The organism is Psychrobacter sp. PSP (genome assembly GCF_024085615.1).
In the GTDB taxonomy this organism is placed as follows: Bacteria; Pseudomonadota; Gammaproteobacteria; order Pseudomonadales; family Moraxellaceae; genus Psychrobacter; species Psychrobacter pacificensis.
Genome location: NZ_JABLTF010000008.1, coordinates 11,967 through 38,234, shown reverse-complemented (window position 1 = coordinate 38,234; position 26,268 = coordinate 11,967). Strand labels below are relative to the sequence as shown.

24 protein-coding genes are annotated in these 26,268 nt (G+C 41.6%); 4 read left to right on the top strand and 20 right to left on the bottom strand.

Annotation, left to right across the window (positions count from 1 at the left end):
* Window positions 1–630: 630 nt before the first annotated feature.
* The 6 genes from lspA to HL061_RS02185 form a co-directional block, all read right to left on the bottom strand.
* Window positions 631–1,338, bottom strand: coding sequence for a signal peptidase II (gene lspA / locus HL061_RS02210; RefSeq protein WP_071001646.1), 708 nt, complete (start codon window positions 1,336–1,338; stop codon window positions 631–633).
* Between the two features lie 141 nt (window positions 1,339–1,479).
* Window positions 1,480–2,760 (bottom strand): c-type cytochrome biogenesis protein CcmI, encoded by a 1,281-nt coding sequence (gene ccmI / locus HL061_RS02205; RefSeq protein ID WP_025643930.1) that lies wholly within the window; start codon window positions 2,758–2,760, stop codon window positions 1,480–1,482.
* Window positions 2,757–3,326: a cytochrome c-type biogenesis protein gene (locus HL061_RS02200; RefSeq protein ID WP_212564573.1), complete on the bottom strand. Its 570-nt coding sequence runs from the start codon at window positions 3,324–3,326 to the stop codon at window positions 2,757–2,759. Before HL061_RS02200 ends, ccmI begins: the two co-directional genes overlap by 4 nt.
* On the bottom strand, window positions 3,323–3,916 hold the full coding sequence (locus HL061_RS02195; protein ID WP_025643927.1) for a DsbE family thiol:disulfide interchange protein: 594 nt from the start codon (window positions 3,914–3,916) through the stop codon (window positions 3,323–3,325). Before HL061_RS02195 ends, HL061_RS02200 begins: the two co-directional genes overlap by 4 nt.
* 69 nt (window positions 3,917–3,985) lie before the next feature.
* Window positions 3,986–6,034, bottom strand: a complete 2,049-nt coding sequence (locus HL061_RS02190) for a heme lyase CcmF/NrfE family subunit (protein ID WP_025643925.1) — start codon at window positions 6,032–6,034, stop codon at window positions 3,986–3,988.
* Between the two features lie 121 nt (window positions 6,035–6,155).
* Complete coding sequence (locus tag HL061_RS02185; protein ID WP_058025811.1) at window positions 6,156–8,372, bottom strand: heavy metal translocating P-type ATPase; 2,217 nt, start codon at window positions 8,370–8,372, stop codon at window positions 6,156–6,158.
* Window positions 8,373–8,514: 142 nt separating this feature from the next.
* On the opposite strand from HL061_RS02185, the gene cadR reads away from it, so the two are divergent.
* Entirely contained in the window at window positions 8,515–8,925 is a 411-nt protein-coding gene (gene cadR, locus HL061_RS02180) for a Cd(II)/Pb(II)-responsive transcriptional regulator (protein ID WP_007394845.1), read from the top strand.
* 147 nt (window positions 8,926–9,072) lie between these two features.
* Here cadR and HL061_RS02175 read toward each other — a convergent pair whose 3' ends face one another.
* Together HL061_RS02175 and HL061_RS02170 are read right to left on the bottom strand one after the other, a co-directional pair.
* Complete coding sequence (locus tag HL061_RS02175) at window positions 9,073–9,795, bottom strand: CHAP domain-containing protein (protein WP_068405068.1); 723 nt, start codon at window positions 9,793–9,795, stop codon at window positions 9,073–9,075.
* Between the two features lie 796 nt (window positions 9,796–10,591).
* Window positions 10,592–11,236: a DUF411 domain-containing protein gene (locus HL061_RS02170; RefSeq protein ID WP_093071126.1), complete on the bottom strand. Its 645-nt coding sequence runs from the start codon at window positions 11,234–11,236 to the stop codon at window positions 10,592–10,594.
* Window positions 11,237–11,475: 239 nt separating this feature from the next.
* Here HL061_RS02170 and lnt point away from each other — a divergent pair, with 239 nt between their 5' ends.
* Window positions 11,476–13,044: an apolipoprotein N-acyltransferase gene (lnt, locus tag HL061_RS02165; protein WP_252962458.1), complete on the top strand. Its 1,569-nt coding sequence runs from the start codon at window positions 11,476–11,478 to the stop codon at window positions 13,042–13,044.
* Window positions 13,045–13,230: 186 nt separating this feature from the next.
* Here the strand turns inward: lnt and HL061_RS02160 are convergent, their stop codons facing one another.
* From HL061_RS02160 to HL061_RS02115, 11 genes are all read right to left on the bottom strand, one after another.
* On the bottom strand, window positions 13,231–14,157 hold the full coding sequence (locus tag HL061_RS02160; protein WP_093071121.1) for a cation diffusion facilitator family transporter: 927 nt from the start codon (window positions 14,155–14,157) through the stop codon (window positions 13,231–13,233).
* A gap of 245 nt (window positions 14,158–14,402) precedes the next feature.
* Complete coding sequence (locus tag HL061_RS02155) at window positions 14,403–14,543, bottom strand: hypothetical protein (protein ID WP_252962457.1); 141 nt, start codon at window positions 14,541–14,543, stop codon at window positions 14,403–14,405.
* A 1,109-nt stretch (window positions 14,544–15,652) separates the two neighbouring features.
* On the bottom strand, window positions 15,653–16,621 hold the full coding sequence (locus HL061_RS02150; RefSeq protein ID WP_058025952.1) for a DNA-binding protein: 969 nt from the start codon (window positions 16,619–16,621) through the stop codon (window positions 15,653–15,655).
* A 128-nt stretch (window positions 16,622–16,749) separates the two neighbouring features.
* Complete coding sequence (locus tag HL061_RS13965; RefSeq protein ID WP_143007432.1) at window positions 16,750–16,878, bottom strand: BrnA antitoxin family protein; 129 nt, start codon at window positions 16,876–16,878, stop codon at window positions 16,750–16,752.
* A 274-nt stretch (window positions 16,879–17,152) separates the two neighbouring features.
* Entirely contained in the window at window positions 17,153–18,403 is a 1,251-nt protein-coding gene (locus HL061_RS02145) for a replication initiation protein (protein WP_181718483.1), read from the bottom strand.
* A gap of 536 nt (window positions 18,404–18,939) precedes the next feature.
* Window positions 18,940–19,194 (bottom strand): Txe/YoeB family addiction module toxin, encoded by a 255-nt coding sequence (locus HL061_RS02140; protein WP_025652646.1) that lies wholly within the window; start codon window positions 19,192–19,194, stop codon window positions 18,940–18,942.
* Window positions 19,191–19,481 carry a type II toxin-antitoxin system prevent-host-death family antitoxin gene (locus HL061_RS02135; RefSeq protein ID WP_025652647.1) on the bottom strand — a complete coding sequence of 97 codons (291 nt, stop codon included), beginning with the start codon at window positions 19,479–19,481 and terminating at the stop codon, window positions 19,191–19,193. The genes HL061_RS02140 and HL061_RS02135 overlap by 4 nt, the downstream gene beginning before the upstream one ends.
* Before the next feature lie 93 nt (window positions 19,482–19,574).
* Window positions 19,575–19,808, bottom strand: coding sequence for a type II toxin-antitoxin system RelB/DinJ family antitoxin (locus HL061_RS02130; protein ID WP_025652648.1), 234 nt, complete (start codon window positions 19,806–19,808; stop codon window positions 19,575–19,577).
* A gap of 80 nt (window positions 19,809–19,888) precedes the next feature.
* Complete coding sequence (locus HL061_RS02125; RefSeq protein ID WP_025652649.1) at window positions 19,889–20,845, bottom strand: replication initiation protein; 957 nt, start codon at window positions 20,843–20,845, stop codon at window positions 19,889–19,891.
* A gap of 326 nt (window positions 20,846–21,171) precedes the next feature.
* Window positions 21,172–21,342 carry a hypothetical protein gene (locus HL061_RS02120; protein WP_156410067.1) on the bottom strand — a complete coding sequence of 57 codons (171 nt, stop codon included), beginning with the start codon at window positions 21,340–21,342 and terminating at the stop codon, window positions 21,172–21,174.
* Between the two features lie 198 nt (window positions 21,343–21,540).
* The gene (locus HL061_RS02115; protein WP_093071114.1) at window positions 21,541–21,882 is read right to left on the bottom strand and encodes a hypothetical protein; all 342 of its coding nucleotides are present in this window, start codon (window positions 21,880–21,882) and stop codon (window positions 21,541–21,543) included.
* A gap of 261 nt (window positions 21,883–22,143) precedes the next feature.
* Here HL061_RS02115 and HL061_RS02110 point away from each other — a divergent pair, with 261 nt between their 5' ends.
* Window positions 22,144–24,792, top strand: coding sequence for a MobA/MobL family protein (locus HL061_RS02110; protein WP_252962456.1), 2,649 nt, complete (start codon window positions 22,144–22,146; stop codon window positions 24,790–24,792).
* A 25-nt stretch (window positions 24,793–24,817) separates the two neighbouring features.
* Window positions 24,818–25,774 carry a hypothetical protein gene (locus tag HL061_RS02105; RefSeq protein ID WP_025652652.1) on the top strand — a complete coding sequence of 319 codons (957 nt, stop codon included), beginning with the start codon at window positions 24,818–24,820 and terminating at the stop codon, window positions 25,772–25,774.
* A gap of 188 nt (window positions 25,775–25,962) precedes the next feature.
* On the opposite strand, the gene HL061_RS02100 is transcribed toward HL061_RS02105, so the two are convergent.
* On the bottom strand, window positions 25,963–26,238 hold the full coding sequence (locus HL061_RS02100; RefSeq protein ID WP_025652653.1) for a hypothetical protein: 276 nt from the start codon (window positions 26,236–26,238) through the stop codon (window positions 25,963–25,965).
* Window positions 26,239–26,268: the final 30 nt, after the last annotated feature.

Sequence of the window (26,268 nt, the reverse complement as noted above, 5' to 3'; positions counted from 1 at the left end):
AGAGCTATCTTGCTGCGCAGGGTAATCATTTAACGGTAATGTACTTACAGAAATGTTAATGGAGTGCCATTAATAGCTGTTATTTCAAATAATTTTCTAGCGGTTTTTTCTCAAAATCTTCAGGATACATAGTAATAAAATTCTTCATTTCATTTCTGAATGTGTCTGTATCCCGCTTACCCTCGCCTGACAAACGATGGTAATTATTATAGTCCGCTTCAAATTTCTTTGAGCGCACGATAGGAGGCTGCGCAAAATTCATCCCAGTAGTGCTATGACATTTTTAGAGTGTATCGACTATATAAGGGTAAGACTTTTTAACGCTGTCTCTTGTTTTTTTTCTAAGGCTGTGAATTTTTTCAATAGTTGGCTGAGTCTGTGACACTGTATTTTCCTTTTGTTATTATCAATAAAGAATTTATGGATTATTCAATTTCTCTATAATAATGGCTCTACGCAGAGCTTTTAAGTATTGAGTTTTAAGACCTAAAATGAGTGAGTACCTATACCAGTCATACATTACCTTCCAGTTCACATTTTATAAACATACTCAAGTATAAAAAGTATTTTTCCGTATAGAGTGACTATGACGCTAGTTCTTTTTATTTGTACTGATCAATATTCACTTGTTTATTCATTACGCTTACTTTCCAAAAATATCATATCAATTATAATCAACGCTACACCGACACAGACACCTATATCTGCAACATTGAAAAGAGGATAATTCCAGACATCAGCATAATGCACATGGATAAAGTCAACCACTTTACCAATTCTTAAACGATCGATTAAGTTGCCAATCGCACCACCAAGCATTAAGGCCAACCCCATAGATAATAGCTTGGCTGCACGTGGCGCTTTGATTAAATAAACCGTTAAAAAGATAGCCATTACAAAAGCTAAGCCTGAGAAAAACCATTTCTGCCAACCGCCAGCGTTGGCTAAAAAGCTAAATGCTGCCCCATAGTTATAAGCGAGTGTCCAGTTGAGAAATGGTTCAATGACCGGTACGGGGTCATTGAACGCTAATGTGGTTTGGGCCAACCACTTAGTCCATTGATCAAGTATTAATACCATTATCGCCAACAAATACCAGATAAAAGCGCGACTGCCATTGGCAACCATTTTTGGCATTTTGTCCAACTTATCTTTAGGTGTTATTGAGTTGCCTGAAGTCACGTACATAGCTTTAGGCGTATGATTCATGGTTTTAGAGTCAATCGATTGATGAGTACTACTCACAGCTATAGGTACTTTATTGTCAGCAATATTAGTACTAGCCGATTCAACGCTATTCAATTTAGTACTATCTAATCTGTCGGTAGATTCAGTCATAGTTGTTTTCTTTATCTGTGTTTATACAATGAACAATGTTAAACGTATATGTTTTTGGTATACGACTATTAATCGCGCCACTTTTATAAACGGCTCCACTTACCGCTCTGGTGTTATGAAACTTACGGTAATAATTTTTTATTAGGGAATCTGTTGATTGATTTCAACATTAACCTGAGTCTGTTCAGCGCTAATCACTATAGGATTACCCGATAAGTCGCCTGACTCTGCTATGGCATTACCGCTATGACTAATACGAGCAACGACTGCTAACTGAGTTTTGTCACTACGAGCTGAATTTAACGTGCGATCTGGCATCATCGCATCAAGATTGCTTAAGCGGATACTAGCCTCACCTTGCTTGATAATACTAATGGGTAAACGTTTGGCGGCAAACGGTGGACCTCCTTTAACGTCACGTATCGCAACAAACAACACATCATCAGCTTTCACTAACGGTAATAAATTAGCGTTAATTTTCACTGTCACGTCAATACCTTCTAGCGCTTGCTTTTCTTGCGTGCTAACGTAGTTGCTTAACTCATCTAAGCTTGCTAAAGCTTTAGTATGATCACCTGGTTTGGCCACAATGCTGCCTTGTAAGCGTTTAATCCAACCTTGCGCTTGGGCAAAGTTACTACTACGAGTCTCACCCATTGCCATGAGCATTTGAGCCCGTTCATGCTGCGGATTCTTAGCTAATATAGCTTGTAATACACGGCGAATATTGGCGTCTAACTGACCTTCATTAACGAAAAAGCTAGTCTGAGCATAAGTGGTGGCGATTTCTTCATTTTCAGGAGCTAAACGATAGGCACGAGATAAGGCTTCCAGCGCAGAATCAGTTGCCTCCATAGATAAGAAAAGCTCGGATAGGCGCATCCAGCGATTAGGATCATCAGCATTACGATGAACATTGGTTTGCATGGCGCTAATCAACTGACGACCATCTTCAAACGCCCATGATGGCGGCTTGTCAATTTTAGCTGTCAATAGGTCGTCAGCCACTTGTCCTACTTTGTCCTCAGCTGTCCACAAATCAAACACGGGCGTACGATTGCCTATTAGTAAATACGCCATTGCAGCCAATATTGGGATCCAAGCTGCGACAATTAAACGGCTTTTGACATCAGGGGTGACCATAGGTGTTATCTGACGCTGCACATCTAATAGCTGACGCTCCAGTTCCAGCTTTTGATTTTGATAATGGCTATTATTAATAGTACCGCTGTCTTTATCTGTTTGTAGCTCAGCTAAACGTTCGCGAAATACTGCAACATTAATATCTAGCAGTTGATTGTCTATTGGTTTGGACTGCAAACGCGGTGCTCGTAGCCATGGCATAATAGCAATCAGCGCAAATATAAGAGCAATCAGCAAGCTTAGAGTTACAAATAAGCCAAAAGTAGAAAATAGAGTCATTTTTTGTCCTCTAGGCTAGTAATGTCGTGGTCGACACTCTCAGCTTGCGATAATAGACGATCAAGCTCAGCCTTTTCCGTAGAGGTCAAGGCAGCAGTACTGTTCACTGTGACGCCGCTTTGACCACGGGCAACAACTTGGCGACGCTTACTTTGCCAAAACCAACCAATAATTAAGACGAGCAATAATAGTGGTGGAAAAAACCATAGGATCCATGTTGATGGTCGCATAGGCGGCTTGTAGCTAATAAAGTCACCGTAGCGCTCTTGCATATAGACGCGTATTTCAGCATCACTACGTCTATCTTTAATTAAATCATAGACTTTTTGCTTTAGATCCTGTGCAATCGGTGCATCAGAGGCTGCAAGGTTTTGATTTTGGCATTTTGGGCAGCGAAACTCTTCTATTAATCCACGATACTGAGCTTCTTGCTGTGGTGAGTCAAAATCGTATACGTCAATAGCTGCGTTTGCCGTCATGTTAAGCAGACACGCTAGTATTAAGCTTGCTAGTTTTAAAACTATATTGGGTTTTAGTTGAGGAGCTCTTATTCGAGTAGCGTTCATTTGCACATCTCCTCAACCTGAATGAGATCAGGACTATCGTTGTTCTTATTAGCCTTATTAAGTACTGTCAGGCACGGCTTAACACGCTGTTGCCAATTGGCTTCATTAATCTCACCAACAATATGCTGACGAATGATGCCATCTCCATCCACAACAAAGGTTTCGGGCGCACCAGTTATGCCTAAGTCTAGAGCAAACTGACCCAATGAATCCTGAATAGACATAGAAAATGGATCACCGCCTCGGTTTAAGTAACTGAGCGCATTACCAATCTCATCCTTATAATTCACACCAACGATATCAACGCCGCGCTCTTCTAGTTGCATTAAAAACGGATGCTCAATAACGCAAGTTGGGCACCATGAGCCCCAAACATTAAGTAAAAACGGCTTATCCGGCAAATTATCATTGGTGATAGTACGGGTAGTATCTGCTAATAACGGCAGCTCAAAGGTAGGAACCGGACGCTCAAGAGCGGTATTGGTCACAATGTCTGTTGGTTTACCTAAGCGCATGTACAATATAACTACCAAACCAAAAAAGAGGATAAGCGGAATTAAGAACCATAGCTTCGTCTGCTTTTTTTTCATTGTCTTTGGGTTACGCTGCTTACTGTTTTGGCTATCTTTTTGCTCAGGAGTATTATTCGACATAGTCATTTATTTCTCCTTTAGTGTCGACATCGTCGATACTGAGATTGCCTGCTCAATAGCTACCTCATTGACTCCATAAGTAGCCAAACTACCAGTAACTAGCAACGGAGCTTTAATTTTTTTGATGCGGTATCGTTTATCAAGCATACTAATTAATCCACCTAGAGCCATGATAATTGCCCCTAACCAAATCCAGCGAATTAATGGTTTTACATAAATCCTTAATGCCCATTGGTTACTACCATCGGCAATAGGTTCGCCCAGTGCGACATAAACATCGCGCATAAGACTGGGGTCAATAGCAGCTTCAGTTGTTGGCATCGTGCTGATAATATAAGTACGCTTTTCTGGAGTCAGTTTCGCCACTTCACGACCGTCTTTGGATACCACCACTTGCGCTTGCGTTGCATCAAAGTTACTACCCTTTATTTCAAAAAATTCAGTTACTTCAAAATCGTAACCTTGAACATTGACTGTATCGCCAATACCCATTGCTACGTCACGCTCAATACTCAGGCTACTAGTAAAGGCTATGCCAATGACAGCAACCAATACGCCAATATGAGCAGTCTGTTGACCCCAATAGCTAAGACGCAGCTGACGCAGACCTTTAAAGAAATTAGGGGCGTTCTTGGTTTTGTCTCTAAAGTCAACGATCATCCATAGCAGTACCCAAAAGCTCACCGCTAAAGTCACGCCAATATTGAACATAGCAGATGGACTGGTAAAGTAGGCGATAATAGCAGCCAATACGATACTACTAGCGGCAATGGCGATACCCACCCCTAGTAACGGACGCTTATCTTGTTTCCAGCGAATATTAGAGCCCATACCCATAGCGATTAACAACAGCCATGTCAAAGGCACAAACAGCGCATTGAAGTATGGAGGCCCTACAGATACCTGACCGAGACTAAAGGCATCAGCGATAATAGGATAGAGGGTGCCGAGCAGCACCACTAAGGTTGCAATCAAAATGATGGCGTTATTGATCACTAAAAAGGACTCACGTGAAATCAGCTGATATTGACTTTCAACGGTTAAACGCCAACCGCGAACGGCAAACATTAATAGACCACTACCGATGATAATGCCAAGAATAGCTAAGATGACCAAACCACGCGTCGGATCAGCGGCAAACGAATGCACTGAGGTAAGGACTCCAGAGCGTACCAGGAACGTGCCAAGCAAGCTTAAGGCAAAGGCGAAAATAGCCAGCATGATGGTCCATGCTTTAAACACCCCGCGCTTTTCAGTGACTGCTAATGAATGCAGCAATGCTAAGCCGACAAGCCAAGGCATAAACGAGGCGTTCTCTACCGGATCCCAAAACCACCAACCGCCCCAGCCAAGCTCGTAGTAGGCCCACCACGAGCCCAGTGCAATACCAATGGTCAAAAATCCCCAAGCCGCGAGCGCCCATGGACGTGACCAGCGTGTCCAAGCAGCATCTAAACGCCCTTCCCACAATGCCGCCATACAAAATGCAAAAGGTACTACCATACCCACATAGCCCATATATAACATGGGCGGATGAATAATCAGACCGAAATCTTGTAGGACAGGATTTAAATCAGCGCCATCGACCGCTAGATTGGGTAAGGTACGCTCAAACGGTGACGAGGTAAATATCAGCATCGTTAGCATCATTAACTGTACACCGGCCAAAATAACTAATACCCGCGCACGCATTGATAACGGCAAGCCGCGACTAAAGTATGATACCAGTGCACACCATGTGGCCATGATGGTCATCCATAGCAGCAAAGAGCCCTCGTGTCCGCCCCATGTCGCCGATAACTTATAGTACCAAGGCAACAGCGTATTAGAATGCTGCGCGACGTAACTGAGGCTAAAATCATTATAATAAAAACCTGCTATCAAAGCGCCAAATGACGTTATCATGGCGGCAAACTGTGCCCAAGCTAGGCTAGGGGCTAGTCGTTGCCAAGCAACTTGGTTACGAATAACACCAATAGTTGGCAGAATTACCTGCAATAACGCCAGTACAAAAGCGGTAAGCAAGGCAAAATAGCCCAATTCTGTAATCAACATACGGTCTAACCTTATTTACTCTAATGCGGTTGCAGTTTACTGTGGCGGTGGAATTTTTATTATTAGAACCCACCCCCGAAATCTGCTGCTATCTCTAGTTTTTAATTGATTTCGAAGGGTTTTATTTAACTACTTTAGGCGGAGTTACCAGTGGAGGCGCGCCTTTAAAGCGCAGTAAACGTAACGCATTGAGAGTAACGAGCACTGTTGCTCCAGCATCAGCTAGAACCGCAATCCATAGTCCAGTAATGCCGAATACGGTCGTGATCAGAAAGACGCCTTTGAGACCTAAAGCGAAAATGACGTTCTGATGAATGTTGCGCATGGTGGCACGCGAAAGTGCAATCAGATGGGCCATGTCTGTAACACGACTTTTTAATAATGCGATATCGGCCGTCTCAATGGCCACATCGGTACCACCACCCATCGCGATGCCAACATCAGCGGTTGCTAGTGCTGGCGCATCGTTAATACCATCACCCACCATCGCTATTTTGCTGTTATTCTTCATCTCGTTAAGCAAGCGCAGTTTGTCCTCAGGCAACAGCTCAGCTTCCCATTCCACGTCTAAATTACTGGCAAGTGCTTGAGCGGTTAAGCGGTTGTCGCCTGTTAGCATGACGGAGCGCACACCCATCGCTTTAAGTTGAGCCACACCTTCATGAGCGTCGTCTCGTAACTCGTCTCTTAGTGCGACCAATCCAAGCACTTCTCGACTTTGCTCATCGAAAAGAACTGAGACGGTCTTGCCCTCATTTTGCAGCGCCTCGATTTGTGCCTGTTGCTCGGCTGAAATTGATGCCTCATCTGCGGCATAAACAGGCGAACCGATAGCTAGCGCGCGCCCAGCGATAGTTGCGTGTACCGCTTTACCCGCAGTAGCAGAAGCTTTAGAAGCCACAGGTATGACAACTTTGGCGGCTTTGGCATGACTGACAATAGCTTCAGCAAGCGGGTGACTAGAACCTGTCTCCACACTGGCAAAGAGCGCCAATACCTTATCTTTACCTTGAGAACCCTGATCCTGAGAATCCTGACCTTGAACACTTGAATACTCTTGTGTAATGTCAACAACATCGGTCACGCGTGGTTTGCCTTCAGTTAAAGTGCCTGTCTTGTCAAAAGCGACTGTCTTCACTTGGCCGATGGTTTCTAAAGCACTACCGCCCTTGATCAGCAAGCCGCGGCGCGCACCGACCGCTAGACCAGAGGCGATAGCAGCTGGTGTTGAGAGCACAAGAGCACAAGGACAAGCGATCAATAATAAGGCTAGACCTCGATATAACCAAGTTGACCAATCTCCGCCCATGGTTAACGGTGGGACGATGATAATTAGGGCGGCAATAGCCATCACAGCCGGTGTATAGTAACGACTGAATTTCTCAATAAAACGGGCAGTGGGTGCTTTGGAAGCTTGCGCTTGCTCTACCAAATCAATAATGCGCGAAATAGTGTTATCGGCGGCTGTCTTTTCTACGCGCACTTGGAGCACACCATCGATGTTAATTGACCCTGCAAATACATTGTCACCCATCGTCTTGGCAACAGGAACAGACTCTCCCGTCACGGGCGAATCATCAAGGCTGGACGCACCTTGAACAATGGAACCATCAGCAGATACCCTATCTCCAGGACGCACCAGCACAAGGTCATTCACTTGTAGTGAAGTCGCTGGAACGTTACGCTGCCCACCTTGAGCATCAAGTAAAATCGCACTTTTCGGAACCAGCGATGATAAGGCTCTGATGCCAGCGCGAGCGCGATCAGCAGCGATACTCTCAAACAGTTCACCGATTGAGAACAAAAAGACAACCGCTGCGGCCTCTTCAGCTTCACCAATGATAAGTGCGCCAAGCACGGCGACGGACATCAGCGTTTCAATTGAAAAGAATGAACCTGTTTTAGCCAGTGCTAAGGCTTTGCGTGCAAATGGAAAAACGCCTACAATCACAGCGATGGCAAACACCCATATCCCATAAGCGGGGAACAGTAGTGACAGTGCATAAGCGCTGCCCATCAAAATACCGAGACCAACAACCTGTTTGCCTTTTTGAGTTTGCCACCACCGCTTATCCTGCGGAGCCATCTGATTGTCGCTGTCAATATCAATAGCCGATACAGTTTGTTGACCAGTATTGGCAGATATACCGAACCCTAGGCTTTTGATTGTTTTTTCGATATCACTAGCCTGAGTCGGCGCACCAGGGGCTAAATTTAGCTCTAGCGTTTCTGTAGCGAAATTCAGCTGAACATCAGAAACCCCAGGCATACGTTTCAAAGCTGTTTCAATCTTGCCGATGCAACTGGCACAGTCCATACCTTCAATATGATATTTCATAATAATTTACCCTTTGAATAATGATATTATGAACCCTATAGTGGCTTTAGAGTCAAGGTTATTTATCTACAGTTTCGTAATTTTAATTTCTCTAGCGCTAGTCTTTACAGCCACTTTAATTATTTAAATCATAGAGGTTGTTATGACAATCAAAATTGGTGAGCTCGCTAAACGCACAGGTGCCACAGTAGAAACCATTCGCTATTATGAAAAAGAGCGTTTATTACCCGAGCCTTTTCGTAGCGAAGGGAATTATCGTTTATATAATGAAGAGCACATTGAGCGTCTACAATTTATCCTACATTGCCGTACGCTCGATATGGCTTTAGATGATGTGCGAATCTTACTTGAATACTGGGAGTCGCCTGACAAGGACTGCGGCGATGTGAATAACTTGCTAGATGAGCACATTCATGCTGTGGAAATACGAATGGAAGAACTGATGCACTTAAAGCATCACTTGACCGTTTTGCGCCAGAAATGTGCAAGTAGTGCACCAGCGTCATCATGTGGCATTTTAAACGCGCTTGTCGATAACTCCTGTCATGAGTAATGATATCAGTAGTGTTCATTTCTGACGGATCAAATCATGAAAGGTTAAATACGCCCTGATGTTAAGCACAAAAAAACCCAGCAATGATATTAAGATCACTACTGGGTTGGAGGAAATAACAACTATGTTGTGCTGACTTAGAAAGTCTTATTTATCATTCATAGCAAGGTAGATATTACGATCTGATGCGGATGCGTCATCCACGTATTTTGAATCGCGCCATGTCGTATAAGCATAGACACCACTGTATGGGCTGATACTGTTCTGACGGAAGTCAGAAATCCAATTTGTACCATCGAAAATTTGAATATGGCCATGTGGACGCTTTGATGAGCGATCATAGACAATAACATCACCTACTTGGGTTGGCATATCATTGCTGATTTTGCTGAAACCTGCTTTCTCAAGTGTGCCACGAGTAGCGTACTGATAGGCTGAAGGATTTGGAGTGAACTCATAACCAGCTGATTGTAGTGCTTTACGTACGTAACGGGCACAATATCCAGAGCTGCCAGATAAAGCCACTTTTGAGGCGCGAGCAGCAGCGATAGCGGGGGCTGAATTGCTGTCAGGAACCTTATTGACTTGCTGCTGTTGTTTTTCAGCGTATAAGCGGCTGTTTAATGATGAAAGCTGATTCTCTTTTTGCTTGGCCTGCGCACTTAGGTTGCTAATTGCTTGACTAATTTCATCATTATTAGAAACATAAGCACCACTTTTGGTGCTATAGATGTTTTTTGATGAACCGTAGTTTGATGCCACAGAAGTATTGGTGATGGTATTATTTGTTTGAGAGATTGTGATAGCAGCACCACTCGTTTGTGCTATGCCCATACCCAGTACTGACAAAATCAATAAAGCCTGTTTCATAAATCTAATACCTACGGTTAATTCAAAATCGTCTGTTATCAACAACAGCGCAGTCAATTAAATCTCAATAACTCAAGTATATATATGTCATAGTGACTGATACTTCTGCTGCATATTATTCATATAAAAAATGATTATTGGCGATCACAGCTCATTGAAGTCTTACGAAGCTGTTACAAATCAAGCTGCTGACCAAAACACAAAGCCGACTTTAGCATAGGTTGTTTAGCCTGTCATCACCCTTAAAAACCCCAAAAATACTTTTTTGATGTCGAAAAAATTGCTAATATCCCACATTTTACAATGTAAGTTTGTGTAACATGTACAGAATATAGCTGACTAGATTGACCACAATTTCTACTGTTTTATAAGCAAAAAAACGTCTGAGGGTTAAATCTATAATTTAGATTTAACCCTCAGACGTTTTTCTATTGGATGAAGTAATTACCCTATATAGGGTCTAACTAATTATTAAGATAATATAATAATTTATAATATTAATATAGATGTTAATTCCCTACTGGCTTATGTAATATTACGTAATTGTTTCGATACATCCTGTATATTCTTGTATTAACCCTTAATTATTTATCTATTTTAAGGGTTAATAACCGATAAATCCGCTTACATTGTCATCAAAAGTTACAAATTCAAAGTTATTTTTGCTTTTAAAGTCGCAATAGCTAATGATTTTTTTGATGAAGAATCATTTTATAAGCAATAGAACAGTCTTATACCTGCCTCATTTACTTTTAACGCTAACACTATAATCAAAGTATTCTTAACTGCTAACACACTATAATTGCTGCTCTACCGATTCAATATCAGCATAAACTTGGGTCGTCCCGTCTTTATTGAGCTGCATAACCTGATAGGGCATGAATTTATTTTGATACTCCATACCTGGGCTACCAACAGGCATGCCAGGTACGGCAAGACCCATAGCTTGTACTGGCGGATTTTCTAAAAACTGCGCCATATATTTAGCGGGTACATGACCTTCAAAGACGTAACCATCAGTAGTGACTACAGTATGGCAAGAACGCATTTCATTTGGAACGCTGTAGCGCTCTTTAAATACGGCTAAGTCCGCAACATCTTGCGCGGTTGCACTTAGACCATTATCTTCTGCATGACTTATCCATTCTTTACAGCAGCCGCAATTGGCATCTTTATAGACAGTGGCTGAGACGTTTTTTAGTAGGTCTGGTTTATTTACTGATGTCATCATAGGAGTATTTATAACGTTTGGTTCAGCTGTCTTTGGAACAGCCAAAACATCTTCAGTTGATGCCGATGTTGTGCTTGCATCAGATACGCCACTACTCGGTTGGCTACAAGCAAATAGTGATGAGGCGGCAAGTAATACTAACGTACTACGCAACCCCTTAGACAGATAACGATTGAATATAAGACTGGATTTTATTTTTAAGGGGGTCATAGTGCTCTCTCATGTACTGTAGATATTGTGAGCTATAGAAGGTCAAGTAACACTTCATATCGTTTGGTAATGTAGCATAATAACCCATCAAACGGAGTACGTAAATTTATCCATTGAGCAGTGCGGACTGGTATCATAAGCAGTTTTCATTTTGAAATGCTGCCTGTAGTATTAACAGGTCTATCCGAGTTTTGGATTTTGACTAAAAATTCAAAACTCATAATTTTGGATAATTTGCGATGCGCCTGTCTACTATTAATCTACAAAAGCGTTTGAGTACTCACTTAAATCAATTACCGCTATCGCTTACGCTAGTAGCAGCATGGCTTGCAGGAGCTATTTTTTTATTTTCGCTAGCGCCTTATGGGTTTTGGCCGCTAGCAATAGTATCACCAGCGATTTTATATGCGCTGTTGGTGACAAGTATGAGTGGTCGTCGCGCTTTTATTATCGGTGAAGCTTACGGTATGGGGCTATGGTGCGTCGGCGGCTTTTGGCTCTATACTGCTATCCATGATTATAGCGATACACCAACGTGGCTCGCATTGATTATGATTGCATTGATGGGTCTCGGTATGGGACTATTTCATGGATTGTTAGCACTAGTCTTTAACCGTATGGTAGGCAAACAACCCTTTTCATTTGCTGCTCTTTGGGTGCTACAAGAATGGTTAAAAACTTGGTTATTCACAGGCTTTCCGTGGCTGTTTGTTGGTTATGCATTTACTGAAGAGTATTGGTTATCGTCCTTAGCACCCGTTGCTGGTGTTTTTTCCGTCTCTTTTGTTGCCATACTATTGGCTGCAAGTTTAGTAGAGCTACTGCTTCGGCGCAGTAGTTATGCCATCGTTTCTGTACTGTTATTAGCCATTAGCACATCATTATGGCTGGTCAATCCGCAATGGACAAAACCTAAGGGCACACCTGATCTGTCAGTGTCATTGATTCAAGGTAATATTTCACAAGATATAAAGTGGCTGACTAAGTATCAAGTAGAAACGCTAAAGATTTATGCGAAGTTAACACGCACTGAGTGGGGACGTGATGTTGTGGTGTGGCCTGAATCATCTATTCCTATGTTTCAGGATGAGGCTGCGGGCTTTATTAGTGAAATGATAGAAATGGCCAATGCGACCAATACGACATGGATAACTGGTATCCCTTATAAGGATAAAGCGGCATTCAATGCCAGTACGGATAAGTATCCCCCATTTTACAATAGCGTGATTGCTCGAGGTGTAGAAGCGGAAGGCCTATACAAGAAGCAGCGTCTAGTGCCTTTTGGAGAGTATATTCCATTTGAAGGCGTGCTCGATATTTTCCCAAGTTTGGCCGGTAGTCAGGATATTAAGAGCTATAGTCGTGGTAGTGATCAGCAGTCACCGCTAAAGGTGCGTGAACACAATATAGGGACGGCTATCTGTTATGAGGTAGCTTATCCAGATACCACGCGTAAAAATGCCATCGATACTGACTTTTTGTTGACCGTCTCTAACGATGCCTGGTTTGGCACTTCAGCAGGACCATTGCAACATTTGCAAATGGTACAAATGCGCGCGCTTGAGAACGGGCGCTGGTTTATTCGAGCGACCAATACTGGTGTTACCGCTATCATTAACCATAAAGGTCGTATTGTAAAACGCGCACCGCAGTTTGAGCGTACTGTACTACGTGGTGAGATACAGGCACGGGTTGGTAACACGCCCTTTATGCTTATGGGAAATTATCCTATCTTGATAATAATAACCCTGTTATTACTAATAAGCTATTTTGGCAAAGGTCTAACCACACTTAGAAGACGAGGGTAATAGTAAACTTAATCATAATAATTTAATCAGCGTAAGTTTTTTATTTTTTCTAGGTAACGTCCTAACGCACGTAAATATAAAAGTTTTAAACTATTGATCACATAAGAACTGATTGAAAAAATTATGTTGACATAAGGCACGCGCCTCATACTTAAAAAGAGATAGCTATATACGGTCTATCATCTTTTAGTTGATACTTTCATTTAATGCACGCGATTTTTGATTGTCATCTGCCTTAGTACCAAATTCAATAGTTGCATGTTGTATATTCTGATGCGCCAAATCTTCCTTGATGTTTTCTTTCATAGTAATAGTCTCTTCAAACGTTATATCGGTCTTCGGTACAATATGAACTGTAAGAGCATTCTCAGTGGTACTCAAAGCCCAGATATGTAAATGATGAAAGTTTTGAATAAAATTATAGCTCTCTAAGATAGCAGTGATTTTACTGAGATCAACATTTTGAGGTACTCCGTCGATAGCAAGCTTGATACTCTCTTTTAGTAGACCCCAAGTCGATAACAGTATAACGACTGAAATAATCAAGCTAACTAGAGGATCAACGATATTCCAACTTGTATAGTAAATAATAATGCCCGAGATAACGACACCTAAAGAGACCAATGCATCTACCATTAGATGCAAGAAAGCACCTTTGATATTAATATCGTCTTTTTGACCTTTGTAGAATGCAAAAGCAGAAACAGTATTTATAAATACACCTATTAGAGCTGTAATAATAATAACTTTTCCTGCAACTTCCGGTATCGTATCAAATCGACCCAAGGCCTCATACGCAATACCTATAACGATTGTAACTAACAATATGGCGTTAATAAGAGACGCCATTATAGAAGCTTTTTTGTAGCCATAGGTATAAAGCGTAGTAGATGCTTTCTGTGCTAATTTCATTCCAATTAACGAGATTATTAAACTGGCAACATCACTTAAGTTGTGGCTAGCGTCTGCGATTAAAGCTAATGAATTAGTTGAATAGCCCACTATAAACTCGATGAGCGTAAATGCAGAATTTAGACCAATCCCAATATAAAAAGCTTTATTCATATTTTTAGGGTCTGGAGCTTGATGACTGTGGTTATCTGAATTACTCATAATTTACCCTTGTTTAGGTTGCTGCATTTTATTAAAGGTAGAAAATAAGTTTATTGCATATTTTCTATATTGCACAGTCAATATTGCTCTAATACCGTAGACACACTTATTTTTATCAATAAACTGAGCCACAACTTGATTGTGTGTCCTATCTCTCCTTGGGCGAAAAAAGCGGATTTTACTGTAATCTAACTGGCTTACGTAAGCTTCTTGTTCTCATGTTCAAGCTCTTTAGTATGTGTAGCTTAGTCTTGAATGTTGGTTAGTATAGTTTCATTAGTGCGCTTTTTATGACATGACCACATAAAGGTGTAATCGTTTAATGCTTCAATCAGCATGCGAACGGCGCGTTCTTTAATCTCAGGAGTGTAAGTTTGTCTTTTCATTATCGTATTCTCTCAGAAAGATGATTTACCGCTTCTTAACAGCGCGTGTAAAACCTTGCATCTGACGACTAAGCCGGTCTTCATAGTAAACTATCCCAGTATTGTCAGAAACTTAACGTCTTGTGAGGATGTACTAAGTGCTAACTTCAAAATGGTTGAAATACCTACGCTAAATGACGACAAAAAAAGCCTAAGCAATCTAATGAAAAAGTAGATAATAAAAACCCAATCTACATGACAAACAAAAAAATGCCTCTGGGAGTTGACTCCCAGAGGCATTTAGTTTTAAATATAGCTAACGGTTACAGCGTGTTGACGCACACTGTAACGAACAAATAAGCACCTGAACTGCGTTATTTGAACAGCATTAAATGCCCGTGTAGGTGCATTTTATCCAAAATTTGCTTTCATATCAACTTTATTCACTATACATTTTAAAAACCGCTTGTTCGCTCGTTACATCCTCGTGCTGCTCTCTTTATAACCGTTACCCGTCAAATGGGTGGCAGGCTAAGGCGACGACTGCGTTTGACAGAAGGGTAAAGCTCTCGACAGGGGGTTCTAGACATATTGAGCAACGCAATGAGTGGTTATTTGTGCATATCGTAGCGGTATATTGGGTGTATTGCCCTTGCTAGCGTATGACAGCACAGTAGCGGTTAAGAGCGTGTCTAGGCGGTGCTATCAGCCGTAATCTTAACAACCGTAGCTTGATACAGTGATACGGTCTTGATGACGCGATGGGCGATGAAGTCGGCATGACTAATCACATCAAATCCAAGGAATGCACTAAAGTGTTTGTGAGTATGCTAGAAAATACTCATAGATGCTTTAGGGTGAGTGTTCCTTGAAATCTGCTCAAGGCTCCAAAATCAGCATCGGAACTTACTTAGGCTAATTTAAATAGTATATAGCCCACTAGGCTATATACTATTAGACTTCAGAGAAAAATTTAGAATAGTTCTTATACAACAGTCATTTATTCAGTGAGTCGATATTGTCATAGTTGATTCATAAGCTTAGTGTGAATAGAACGAGATCTACGCTTTAGGTAAAGTCTCTTCCTAGCTCATAACTATTCTTTATCTTGGAACCTTGAATACTTTTATTTAATCAACATCCAAGGCGTTATCTTTGTTTTGAATAAGTATTAGATTATCTTGAGCTTTCTTGAGTTTATTTTGTAACACAGTCACTTGTTCTTGTTCTGATAGGTGACGGCTCGATAGCTCGCCATATTGCTTATTCAATATACTATGTTCAGCTTCAAGTTTAGCCTGTATTTGAGTCAGCTGCTCATAAAGTCCTGATAGCTTATCACGTTCAAAGGTTACCGCCTTTAGCTCTCCTTTGATCTCTGCGGTAGCAGTTTGTATCTCATTGCGTTCAGCTGTGACCGTCTTTAGCTCTGACTTAGTGGCTTTAAGCTCCGCCTTTAAACGTGCAATCTCTGCTTTATCGCTATCAGCTGTAGCTTTAAGCGTGGCTACCTCACCAAGACTACTAGTAAGCTCTACAGATTGCTTATCTAATGCGCTACGTGTCTCTACAAGCTGTGATTGTGCTGTTTCTGCTTTAGTTCGTTCAAGCTCTAATTGATGCTTAGTATCTGATAGCGTCTGTTTGGTAGCATCATGGTCAGCTGTGGCTTGCTGAGCCGCTTTAGTTGCTGTCTCCGCAGTAGTGGCCACTTCGTCCAGCTGCTGTAGTAGATCTGCTTGTTCACCCTCTAAGGTTTTAACTGCTTCTTGCGCTTCGTCCGTCTCTGCTTGTGCCTTAACCTTAACCACCTCTAGAGCTTCACGCTCCTTAGACAGCCTATCGTTCGCCATATCAATAGCTGTCTGCCACATATCAGCGCCAAGCGTGTGCAAGCGTTCAGTGATACCGCTAGGTAAATCCACTTGTTGCAGCTCTTGCTCTTCCTGCTGTTCTCGCTTCCAACTCTGCATCGCATCACTAATGGTAGTGAATGAGCCACCGCCTAGCGCCTTACGCACCTCTGCCAGTGTCGGCTTTATCCCTTGCTCCTGTAATCGGTCAGCTGCTGCATGAATATCTTGTGTGGTGAGTGCCATGATTTTGTATTCCTTGATAGTGCATTGTAGTATGTTGTATATAGTATAATACAATATACAACATACTACAATGCAAGGTGTAAAAAAACCCCAAGTCGTCTTGAGGTCATGTGCTTGTTATTTAATGCCTAGTGATCGGTTAGGTATTCTTCTAGGGCATCGTTGATCATGTCTTGATAGTTACCGCCTGTTTGCTTAGCTCTGTCCTTGAATTTGGCAAGGATACTTGGGCTAATGACACTGGTTTCCGTAGACAACGCTTGAGATTTGATACTGCCACGGATCGCGCCTGACCAGTCGGTGACTTCTGGAATGTCCGATAAATCAATGTCGTCATCGCTAAGCGTGGCTAGATGCTCTGAATCTGCTTACTACTTAGCAGTTAGTGGCGGTAATTCGTCTATTTTATAGCTAACCTTGCTCATAATACTCCCTACTAAATCCTATAATATGCCTTGCATAAGAGACCGCACGAGTTCACTATCATCGACTCCCTTTGATGTGTGCGTCACAAGTGAGGTTAAAGCGCTGTTAATTGGCTCTTTTGAGCATATTTTTTATATGTAGCTTTTCATCAAAGTCGGTTAATTTTTTTAAGTAGCGCACATACTCTGCGTAGTATTCAGGTTTTGCCATACGCGCCTCGATCTCTTTTTGTGTCTCAACCGGCGTTTTAATCGATTGAGGAAAATTACTAACTACCTCATGCTTGTCTTTAAGTTTCCAACCATATTTTTTAATCTCAGCTGGACTAAACACTTTGACAATATCTTCAAGGCTTGTACTGCTGGTGTCCCGAATACAAAACACGATTTCACTGATTTCTCGGCCGATTTTGTTTTCTGTATAGCTAACCTTCAGCGGTGTGTGCTTCTCAACCTCTGCTATGGCTTTATCTAAGACCTTAGTTTTAAAGTCTGTGATTTTTCCATACTTGTCTGTGCAGTTGAATTTTTGGCGCAGATACGCAACTGAGTACGCTTTTTTACCACTCTGCAAGTGTAAACAGCTACTGACAAGCTCGAACATTAAAATACCGTAAGAGCCCAGCTCCACGATATAGCGCCTCTCGTACTTCGTGAACGTATTTGACTTATCAAATACAGTTAACATCTCAGTCACTGTATCTGTCAACGTCACCGCTATTCGCCCTTGACCCTTTAGATACTCACACTCAGCAACCCAACTGCTACCTTTTCTATTGACGACCTCATCTGCTTTGAAATCATAAAACCAAAACGCTTTTTGTAGCAAACTATCCGATAACTCACTTAGCAGCTGGTATGTACCATCTTTTTCGAGCCCATATTCTTTGGCAAACTCTGAAGCTGTCAACATAAACGTCCGCTGATTAGCATTTTTATCAACGGCAGCTCGAACCTTTGGCGATAAAAGCATGATCAGTCGTCTCTCGTTATGCGTCAAATCTGTAATCGCGTTTAATAATCTGTTTTGTAGCACAATCCAATTCGGTCCATAAACCCAGTTGCTATCGTCTTTTTTATCGGATGTTGTACTACTGGCATCTGAGCTTGCATTTTGAGGGGATTGTATAGGCTTTTGAATCTCTTCTTCAAAAGGCAATACCTCAAAATCAAAGTCAATAGGAATGGGCTCAATAATCTCAATAGAGGCGTTGAAATCATTTCTTGTGTATCTAATATGATTGATTAAAGCCTCACGCTCCTCTGGTGTCAGCGGTTTTTCAACGCGTACCCTGATTGTATGGCCAAAGTCTTGCCTAAGCTTGTCTTGAAAACCCTGCATTTCTTCAGGTGTCATATCCTAACCTATTTGTTTGGTTTTAACTAATATAACATATATGACGAAAAATTTTATAATTTTTCGTCATATACAAGGTATTTGTCTACCTAAAACAAGCTAAATGTCTACCTATACACTAAAACAACAAGGTATTTGTCTACCTATAACAAGGTTAACGTCGTCATTTAAATAAAAAAAATCCCCTGTAATACTTATAAATGAAGCGCTACAGAGGATTGGCGAAAAACGTATAAATCTGTTAAATCTGTATATATAAATTCAAAATAATATACGTGTATTTTTAGGTAAGAATAAAACAGCAACTATTTTATTCTGTGGTAACGTGATCAGAGGTATAGTCACCATTAGCAATTATATGGCGTCGTATGACCACATAAGGTTTGTTATCGAATGTTTAGGTCGAAATACTAACCAATATATTTAGACGTCTCTACAGAGCTTTCTCGTTCGTTTTAGGACACATAGCCAGAATGGAAAATAAAAAAGTGCCTGATTCTTAGGATCAAGCACTTTTGTGAACTAACACTGTTTACTTAATAATGATATCGGCACTGAACGATGATAATGGCATCATCTTGAACCTCATAAACCAGTCTATGCTCTTGATCAATGCGACGCGACCAATAGCCTGCCAGATCGTGTTTGAGTGGTTCAGGTTTACCAATACCCTCAAATGGGTCACGTTTGATGGCTTTAATCAGCTTACTTATTTGCTTGACCTTCTCTTTGCTGGTTTTTTGCCAGTATTCGTAGTCCTCCCACGCATCCTGTGTCCAAGATAAGATCAAGCGTCCACCTCATCATCACAAGTCAATAATGCGTCATCCGTATTGATGTCATGCTCGATTAAACGACCCGCCTTAGCATCGGCTATAGAGCGTCTGAGGCGCTTGGCATTAGTGGGGCTTTTTAGCAGATGAAGCGTTTCCTCATATGAATTAAACTCTTCTAAACTCATGAGTACCGCAGGTTTGGCGTTTTGTCTAGTAATCACGATCGGCGATTTGTCGGTATCTACCTTATCGATATATTTGGCTAGGCCCTTTCTAAAATCAGTGTAGTTCACAACATCCATAACGATTACTCCGTGTTTGGTCATATTTATTTGTATGACTGATATTATATACCATAGCTGTACTTATATCTGTACAGTTATTTTTACACTGATTTATTTATGGCGCTGGCCGCTCAATCCGTAATCACCCGCAGAAGTTTGTGGCGGCGTATTAAGATTAGAGGGTTTTTGATAATCAAAGGATAACGGCACGGTATTGGTTTGCGCCACTTGAGTTAAGAACAATTTGATTGCTTGAGACGGCGTTAATCCATAGCTTTCAAACACGGCAAAGGCGCTATCCTTGAGCTCTTGATCGAGCCTGATATTATAATTGGTTGTCGTCATGGCATTACAAATGGCTTATATATGTACGTACAATATAAACCATTTGTAATGCCAAAACTACTAAGCATGCTTTTTTCATATTATGATTTCTGCTTAGGGAACGTATAGCCTATCGCCAGTAAGTGCTTTTTGTGGGTCTTTAAAAAAGCTTCATCTCTTAATTGAGTGTGTAACCAGCTGATCACTTCTTGGGTACTTTTTCCTGAAGGCGCATAGCTACCAAATGGGGCATAGTTAGCCAATAGAGGCGCAAAACGGTCGATCTGTTTGACGGTTAAGGATGGTATATCTCTATTCTCATTATTCTGATTTAAGTCCTCCAGACTTTTTTTCTTGGTGGGCTTAGCTTTGACATTAAATTTTAGTCCTGTGACGGTACGACCACGTTTAACGTTTTCATAGGTGATTTTAATATCTGACTTTTCTGTTATTTCTTCAACGCTTGGGTTGATGACTCGACTTTTTAGGTTGTTAATACGTTCGTAAGATTTAGAAAGAGCTAGCTCCTCTCTAATTTCTTCAAGTGACATTGTCCACGAGCTCATTGCCTCATGTTTTTTGGCCAGATGGTATATATCTATTGAATATTCACCCTTCAGTTTAAGTACATCTTCTTTTTTATATTTAGTGAATGGATTATTTTCATCAAAAACCTTCAACATCAGTAGCACTTCATCTGTAAAACATAGAGACACATAGCCATCTTCATATATTGATCTGATGACCCACTGTACATTGACACGGCTACCGCGTTCATTTCTATAGCTAAAAAATCGCCTCATCATCGTTTCACTAGCATCTTTTAATTGAGTATAAGCAGAATCCACTTGAATGTTGCAAGCCTCTGCAAATGCTTTCGCGGTTATCTCTATAGTGTCTTTTTCAGTGGCATCTATCAAACGCACTACTGAACTAGCAAGCAACAGCAACCGTTTTTCATCAAGTGTCATTTCATAAAACGCTTGTAGAATACGATTTTGCATAACAACCCAATTTGCAGGGTATTTCTTCTCATATAAACCAACTTGGTTAGTCATATCTACGCCTTAATGCTCAAATCTATCTAATTGTAGCATAATACCTGCTGATTGTAGCTTTTAACCTAGCTGATTGTAGCATTAACCTAGCTGATTGTAGCATTAACCTAGCTGATTGTAGCTTTATAGATCTTGAAGCCCTTAATTGGTAAGGTCTGAGAGCGTCCTAAAAGTCTTTAAAAGTCTTTAAAAGTAAAAAATATGTTTTTATATTAAATAATAGGAAAAAAACCAAAAAACCGACGGATTTAAGATGATAATTTGATCGACCAATCACTTATAAAACTTATCAGTAGCTCAGAATGCAATTGTCCATTTACTTGATGTTAATCCTCGTTCACATAGTTCGGATCAAGCTTGGATCTTTGAAAATCTTCAAAAGCATGGTCAAAGATATTTTGAATATCTTCATCTGTCATTCTGGACAACCCTGTTTTCACATTCTCAATATCAGTCTCATTTTTTGTAGATAGTTTGTCTTCATTTTCAGTAGCCATTATCGACACATCTGTAAACACTTATCAAACCGTTGCTAAAAAGCCTAGAAACCACTCTTATATACGTTTTACGCTCTGTCCGATACGATGGTAGCTAAAGCTATTCTAAAACGCTTAAAACAGCCGATAACCGTCTCCTAACCTTTCGCTAATTAGTAGACGATCCAGCTGTACCTTCAATTAGGCGATTTCGAGTAGCTAATGTGATGATGAATAAATATCAAGCAATGAACCGTGGTCACTGTCCTGACTGTTTTTAGGTGGTGTAAAGCTGCTTGGTACCACCTCAGCTTTACTTTGTATTTTATTGGCAATTGCTTTCAAAAATTCACGGTGCTTTTTCAAACGAGCATATTTTTCATTATCGTGTGCGTCTAAAAAAATAGCTTGCAGTTCATGATTATCATCATCGTCTAATGCGTTGGCCAACCACTCCCCCAATATTTTATGTGCTTCAAGCCTGTCCTGATCAATCTCTTTTTTAAGAGCCTGTAATTGCTTAATCTTATTTGCGAATAAATCATCTGATATTACTGACATTACCTCATCCTTTTTTTAGCCAACTATGATAGAGTTGATCCTAGCAGTACATACATAGGTATGCAAGGTAGTAAAATACACAAGACCACATCGTTTCGTGGGCGCAGTAGTATTTTAACCCTCTGTTAAGAGCGAACTTAGGAGTTTGTGTAAAAAAGACCCACAAGGGGTACTGTTTTTTTACATAAACTCCGTCGTCCGGCAGGGGGCGAACCCCCTACAACCCCCAAGAAAACATTTTTCAATTCCGGATTTTTTGCTATGAATAATAAAGGGTTTCACCTGTCGGTTAGCGCCGTTAGTAAGGCGAAAAATCATAGCGTGGTGGCAAAGTCGGCTTATAATTCTGGCTCAAAACTGGTTGATGAGCAGTCAGGAGTCGTCCACGATTACACCAGTAAAGCTAAAGACAAAATCTTAAATTTAGTGGACAGTGATGGTACTAAATACACGCAAGTTGTTGAGAAAAATGTGATGCATACGGCGTTGTTAACGCCAACTATTGCTGGGGATCTAGCAGTGACACGTGAGGGTTTCTGGAATGATATTGAACGCATTGAGACTCGTAAAAACGCGCAATTGGGTACTGAGATTGATGTGATGTTTCCTGATGGGATCACCGCGGATCAGCGTATAGTTCTGGCCGAGCGCTACGCTCAAACCTTATCTGATCGCTATAACGTGCTTGTCGATGTGGCCATTCATCGGCCCCACAGTCACGAGAAACATGTGGGGGAGGTTGAAGTGGTTGAGCTGACCAGTCGTAACTTTCATGCCCATATTTTACTCTCAAGCCGTGAGATAGTAGCGGATGTTGAGGGTTATGCTTTATCAGCACGCAAGAATTGGTTGCAGTGGTCAACGGAGGAGCGGTTATCTAAGGGGTTAAACGGACGCGGCGATGAGCTTAAATATCAACGCACCCTTTGGGCGGATATGGCCAATGAGCTACTGCCTAAGAATAAAACCATTAGTGAGAAATCCTACCGTGAGCTGGGCATCAATCGTTTGCCAAAAATGAAACTGGGTAAATCACTATATAAGGATATTCTCAAAGGCAATCGTTCAGTGATTCACGAATACAACGAGACGATTGATGAGATCAATGCTTACATTGAAAAAAATGGTTTAGTAATTGAGTACGACGACAAGGGACGTATTGACCTAGAAAGCAATGAACAAGAGGTTAACGGCGTCACAATACATTATAAAAAGCGTAAACCCTTTGCGCGAATTGAGCTCAGTAATATCCGATTTGTAGATCCTGCCGTTGAACTTGAACCCGCTATCCCTAAAAGTAACAGTCAGACGCATAGTGATGCGGCGAATGATCACGCACTTGATGAGCTTTTAGCAATCTCAGCCGACTTTGTGAGTCAAAAAAAGATGGTACGCAGCGCCTTATTTTCAACCATTGATGCGCTGCATGAAGAGTTAGCGCACCAGTCTAAACAGATTATTACTATTGATAAAAACATTAAGAGTACCCAGCGGTTCACCGAGGAGGTGGGACAGGATTTTAGTGACCCCCGCCAAAAAATGATTGAGCTTGCCAGGCAGATAAGCACAAAAGAGCAAAGTGAGGCACTAAAGGCGGCTTTAGCGTTGGTTGAGGAGTTTAGACAAGATGATACCCTACAAACAGGCCGCGCTGTTAGCCGTCTTGAAGAGCAGCTGTCACAGATTGATAAAACGGTGCTGAACAATAAAACGGTTTTAAAAAAGCTGATCCCGCTTAATAATGAAGTCATTGCGGACTACAAAGGGTTGAAGGCCACGCTAAAACCCTTTGCCGCAAAGCTGAATAAACTGGCGACTGGCTTTAAAGCTCTTGATGAGATTGATATTGAAAAATCCGACTTATCCTTACAGTGGGATCAAGCGTTTGCGGATCTACAAGAGATAGACGTCACCAATAACATGGACACTTATCATAAGTTTGCCGCATTTGCAGATCTGGATGTTGAGCGCTTTAAATATCTTCAAAAAGAGCGTGAGGCGCTCAGTACGTTAAAAGCAGTAGAGGTAGACGCGGATGCTTACACTCGTTTAACGGCATTGACCGCTGATGTTAAAGCGTTTAAGACTGCCAATGATAACGACATCAAACAGTTAAAGCAGCAAATTAATACCAGTCAAAAAACCTATCAGCGCCTGTCGCCGTTTTATGAGCAGCGTATCGCCTTACTGGATCAAAGTGAAGCTGTGATTGTGCAAGATGATGACCTATACGATGAGATTACCCGTACCAAGACCACTCAATTGAACGCAGATCGGCTTGATGACTGGCGCAACCGTACGATGGTGCTTCACCACCAGCTCAATAAAGCACATGAGCAAGCAAAGCTTAAGGAAGAGGCTGAGCGCGCACGAGAGGAGGCTTTAACCAGGCGGCGAGTAGCTTTACAACAGAGACGGCAGCAGGCATCTCTTAAGCGTCAGCGAATCAATGAGACCAAAGCATATCGAGATCGATTTGACAATTTAGTGGTACGGGTGCGTGACCGCGTTGATGCCCTTGATTTTAAGGCCGTTGATGCACCGATCGAAGTGATCAACGCGGCTGAGGCGGTTGCCGCACAAGCATTTATATTCACTACTCTAAAACACACTGACAGCTTTACGACACTACAAAAAAGTTTACGAGACACCGATGCCAAAAAAATTGCAACGCAGGTGCAGAAGGCAGCAACGACGCTATGGCAACAGCTTGAGCGCTTGCCTGACAATCAAGATAAGGTCGAGGTATTAACCCAGATCAATGAGCGCTTTGAGCACGTTCCTGCTATCACCATAGATGGGGCAACGCTCACACAAACTGTGACAGATCACCTGCAAAAAACGAAGAACGCCATCCAAGCGCATGAACAAGCACAAAGACGCCGCTACTCCTCACCACGCCCATTTTAGGCGGCATTATAATAATGAGTACCCCATGAATAAAGACAATAGCAATGAGCAAGACATACACGATCAACTTGTTAACCTAGTGACTTCATTGACTCCGGTCATTGGGGCCTTGCGTGAGCTGATTAAGCGAGCCGATGATGCGGTAGCGAGGCGGCTTGAGCGTTCGCTTAGCGGTATTGATAGCAAGGTGAATGAGGTGTCTTCTGCCATTGAAGAATTAGGTAGTAGCGCAAGCACGACTTCGCAGGCATTGAGCCAGTATCAAGAACTCGTGTTAAAGCAGCTTCAAGCAGCAGTGACGGCTTTCACTGACAATGAGATGCCGCGTCGTTATGATGACAAAATAGCGGGCATCATCACCGATATGAAACAGCAGATTGATACGGCTGTAGAGTCGGTCGTCACTGCTAAAAACGATAGCATAGAGGTACAAATCAGTACCATGCAAGGAGTTGCTGATAAACTTAGCGCAAGCGCTGACAATCTAGCCCTATTTACCAATCAGTACCAAGCTGGTCATAAGCAGATTATTGAAGATATTGAGACCTTTGAGACCACCACCAAAACGCGGATTGAGCAGGTCGAGGGTAGAGCTAGTAAAGACTTGGACAAAATTCATAAGTCCATTGAGACTATGAGTATTAAAAGGATTGCAGCCGCTGTCGCAGCGGGTACGATGGCTGTGATAATAAGTTTGGTGGCTCTGGTATTTTGGTATGTGCCAAGCTTTGATGAGATTGCAGAGATGAAATACCAGCAAGCAGAGCTACAGCGCGGCATCGATGAGCTTGAAACGGGTTGGAAACAGGCCTTTAATAATGCTCAAAGTGCGCAGTTTATTTTGGCTTGTGATGTTAATAAAGAGCAGCCTGATGCAATCAGCTGGTGCGTTAGAGCAGACAGTAAGAGTGTTTTGAGAGATGAGAGAGGCTTTGTTTATTATAAAATAGCTGGGGTGCCGCGTGCAAAGCCGACTGAGTAAAGACGTATGGCAATAGTGAGCTATATTGCCCAAAAGTGCGTCTTCTGAAACATATAAGACTGAAAAAAGGCTTGTTTGATTGTCGTTATCTTTGTCTATATTAAAAAGCCAGATAATGACACTTTATCTGGCTTTAAGGGTTATTGTTTCTTGTTAAACAAGAAGTCTGTAAATATAAGCTAAAGTGACTAGGCTGCTTGGTCAGTGTAAGCTGTGACCAACTCTATAAAAGCAGTTTCAAGGATGCTTAAAGTGTAGTCGTCAACGATAAGACCATCATCCAGCTGTCGTTGCACCCAGACATAAATCGCTTCATCATTATAAAGAATAGCGTCAACACCAAGTAATGATGCCAGTTGTACGCCTTGCTGTACTTGTAAGCTGAATAACAGCTTAGAGGCTAAATTTTTAGTCTGTTCACTAAACCAAGCGCAGCTGTTGAGCCGCGATAGATTGTTATTCATTAGTATTCTCCTGCAGATTATTGTGTATAA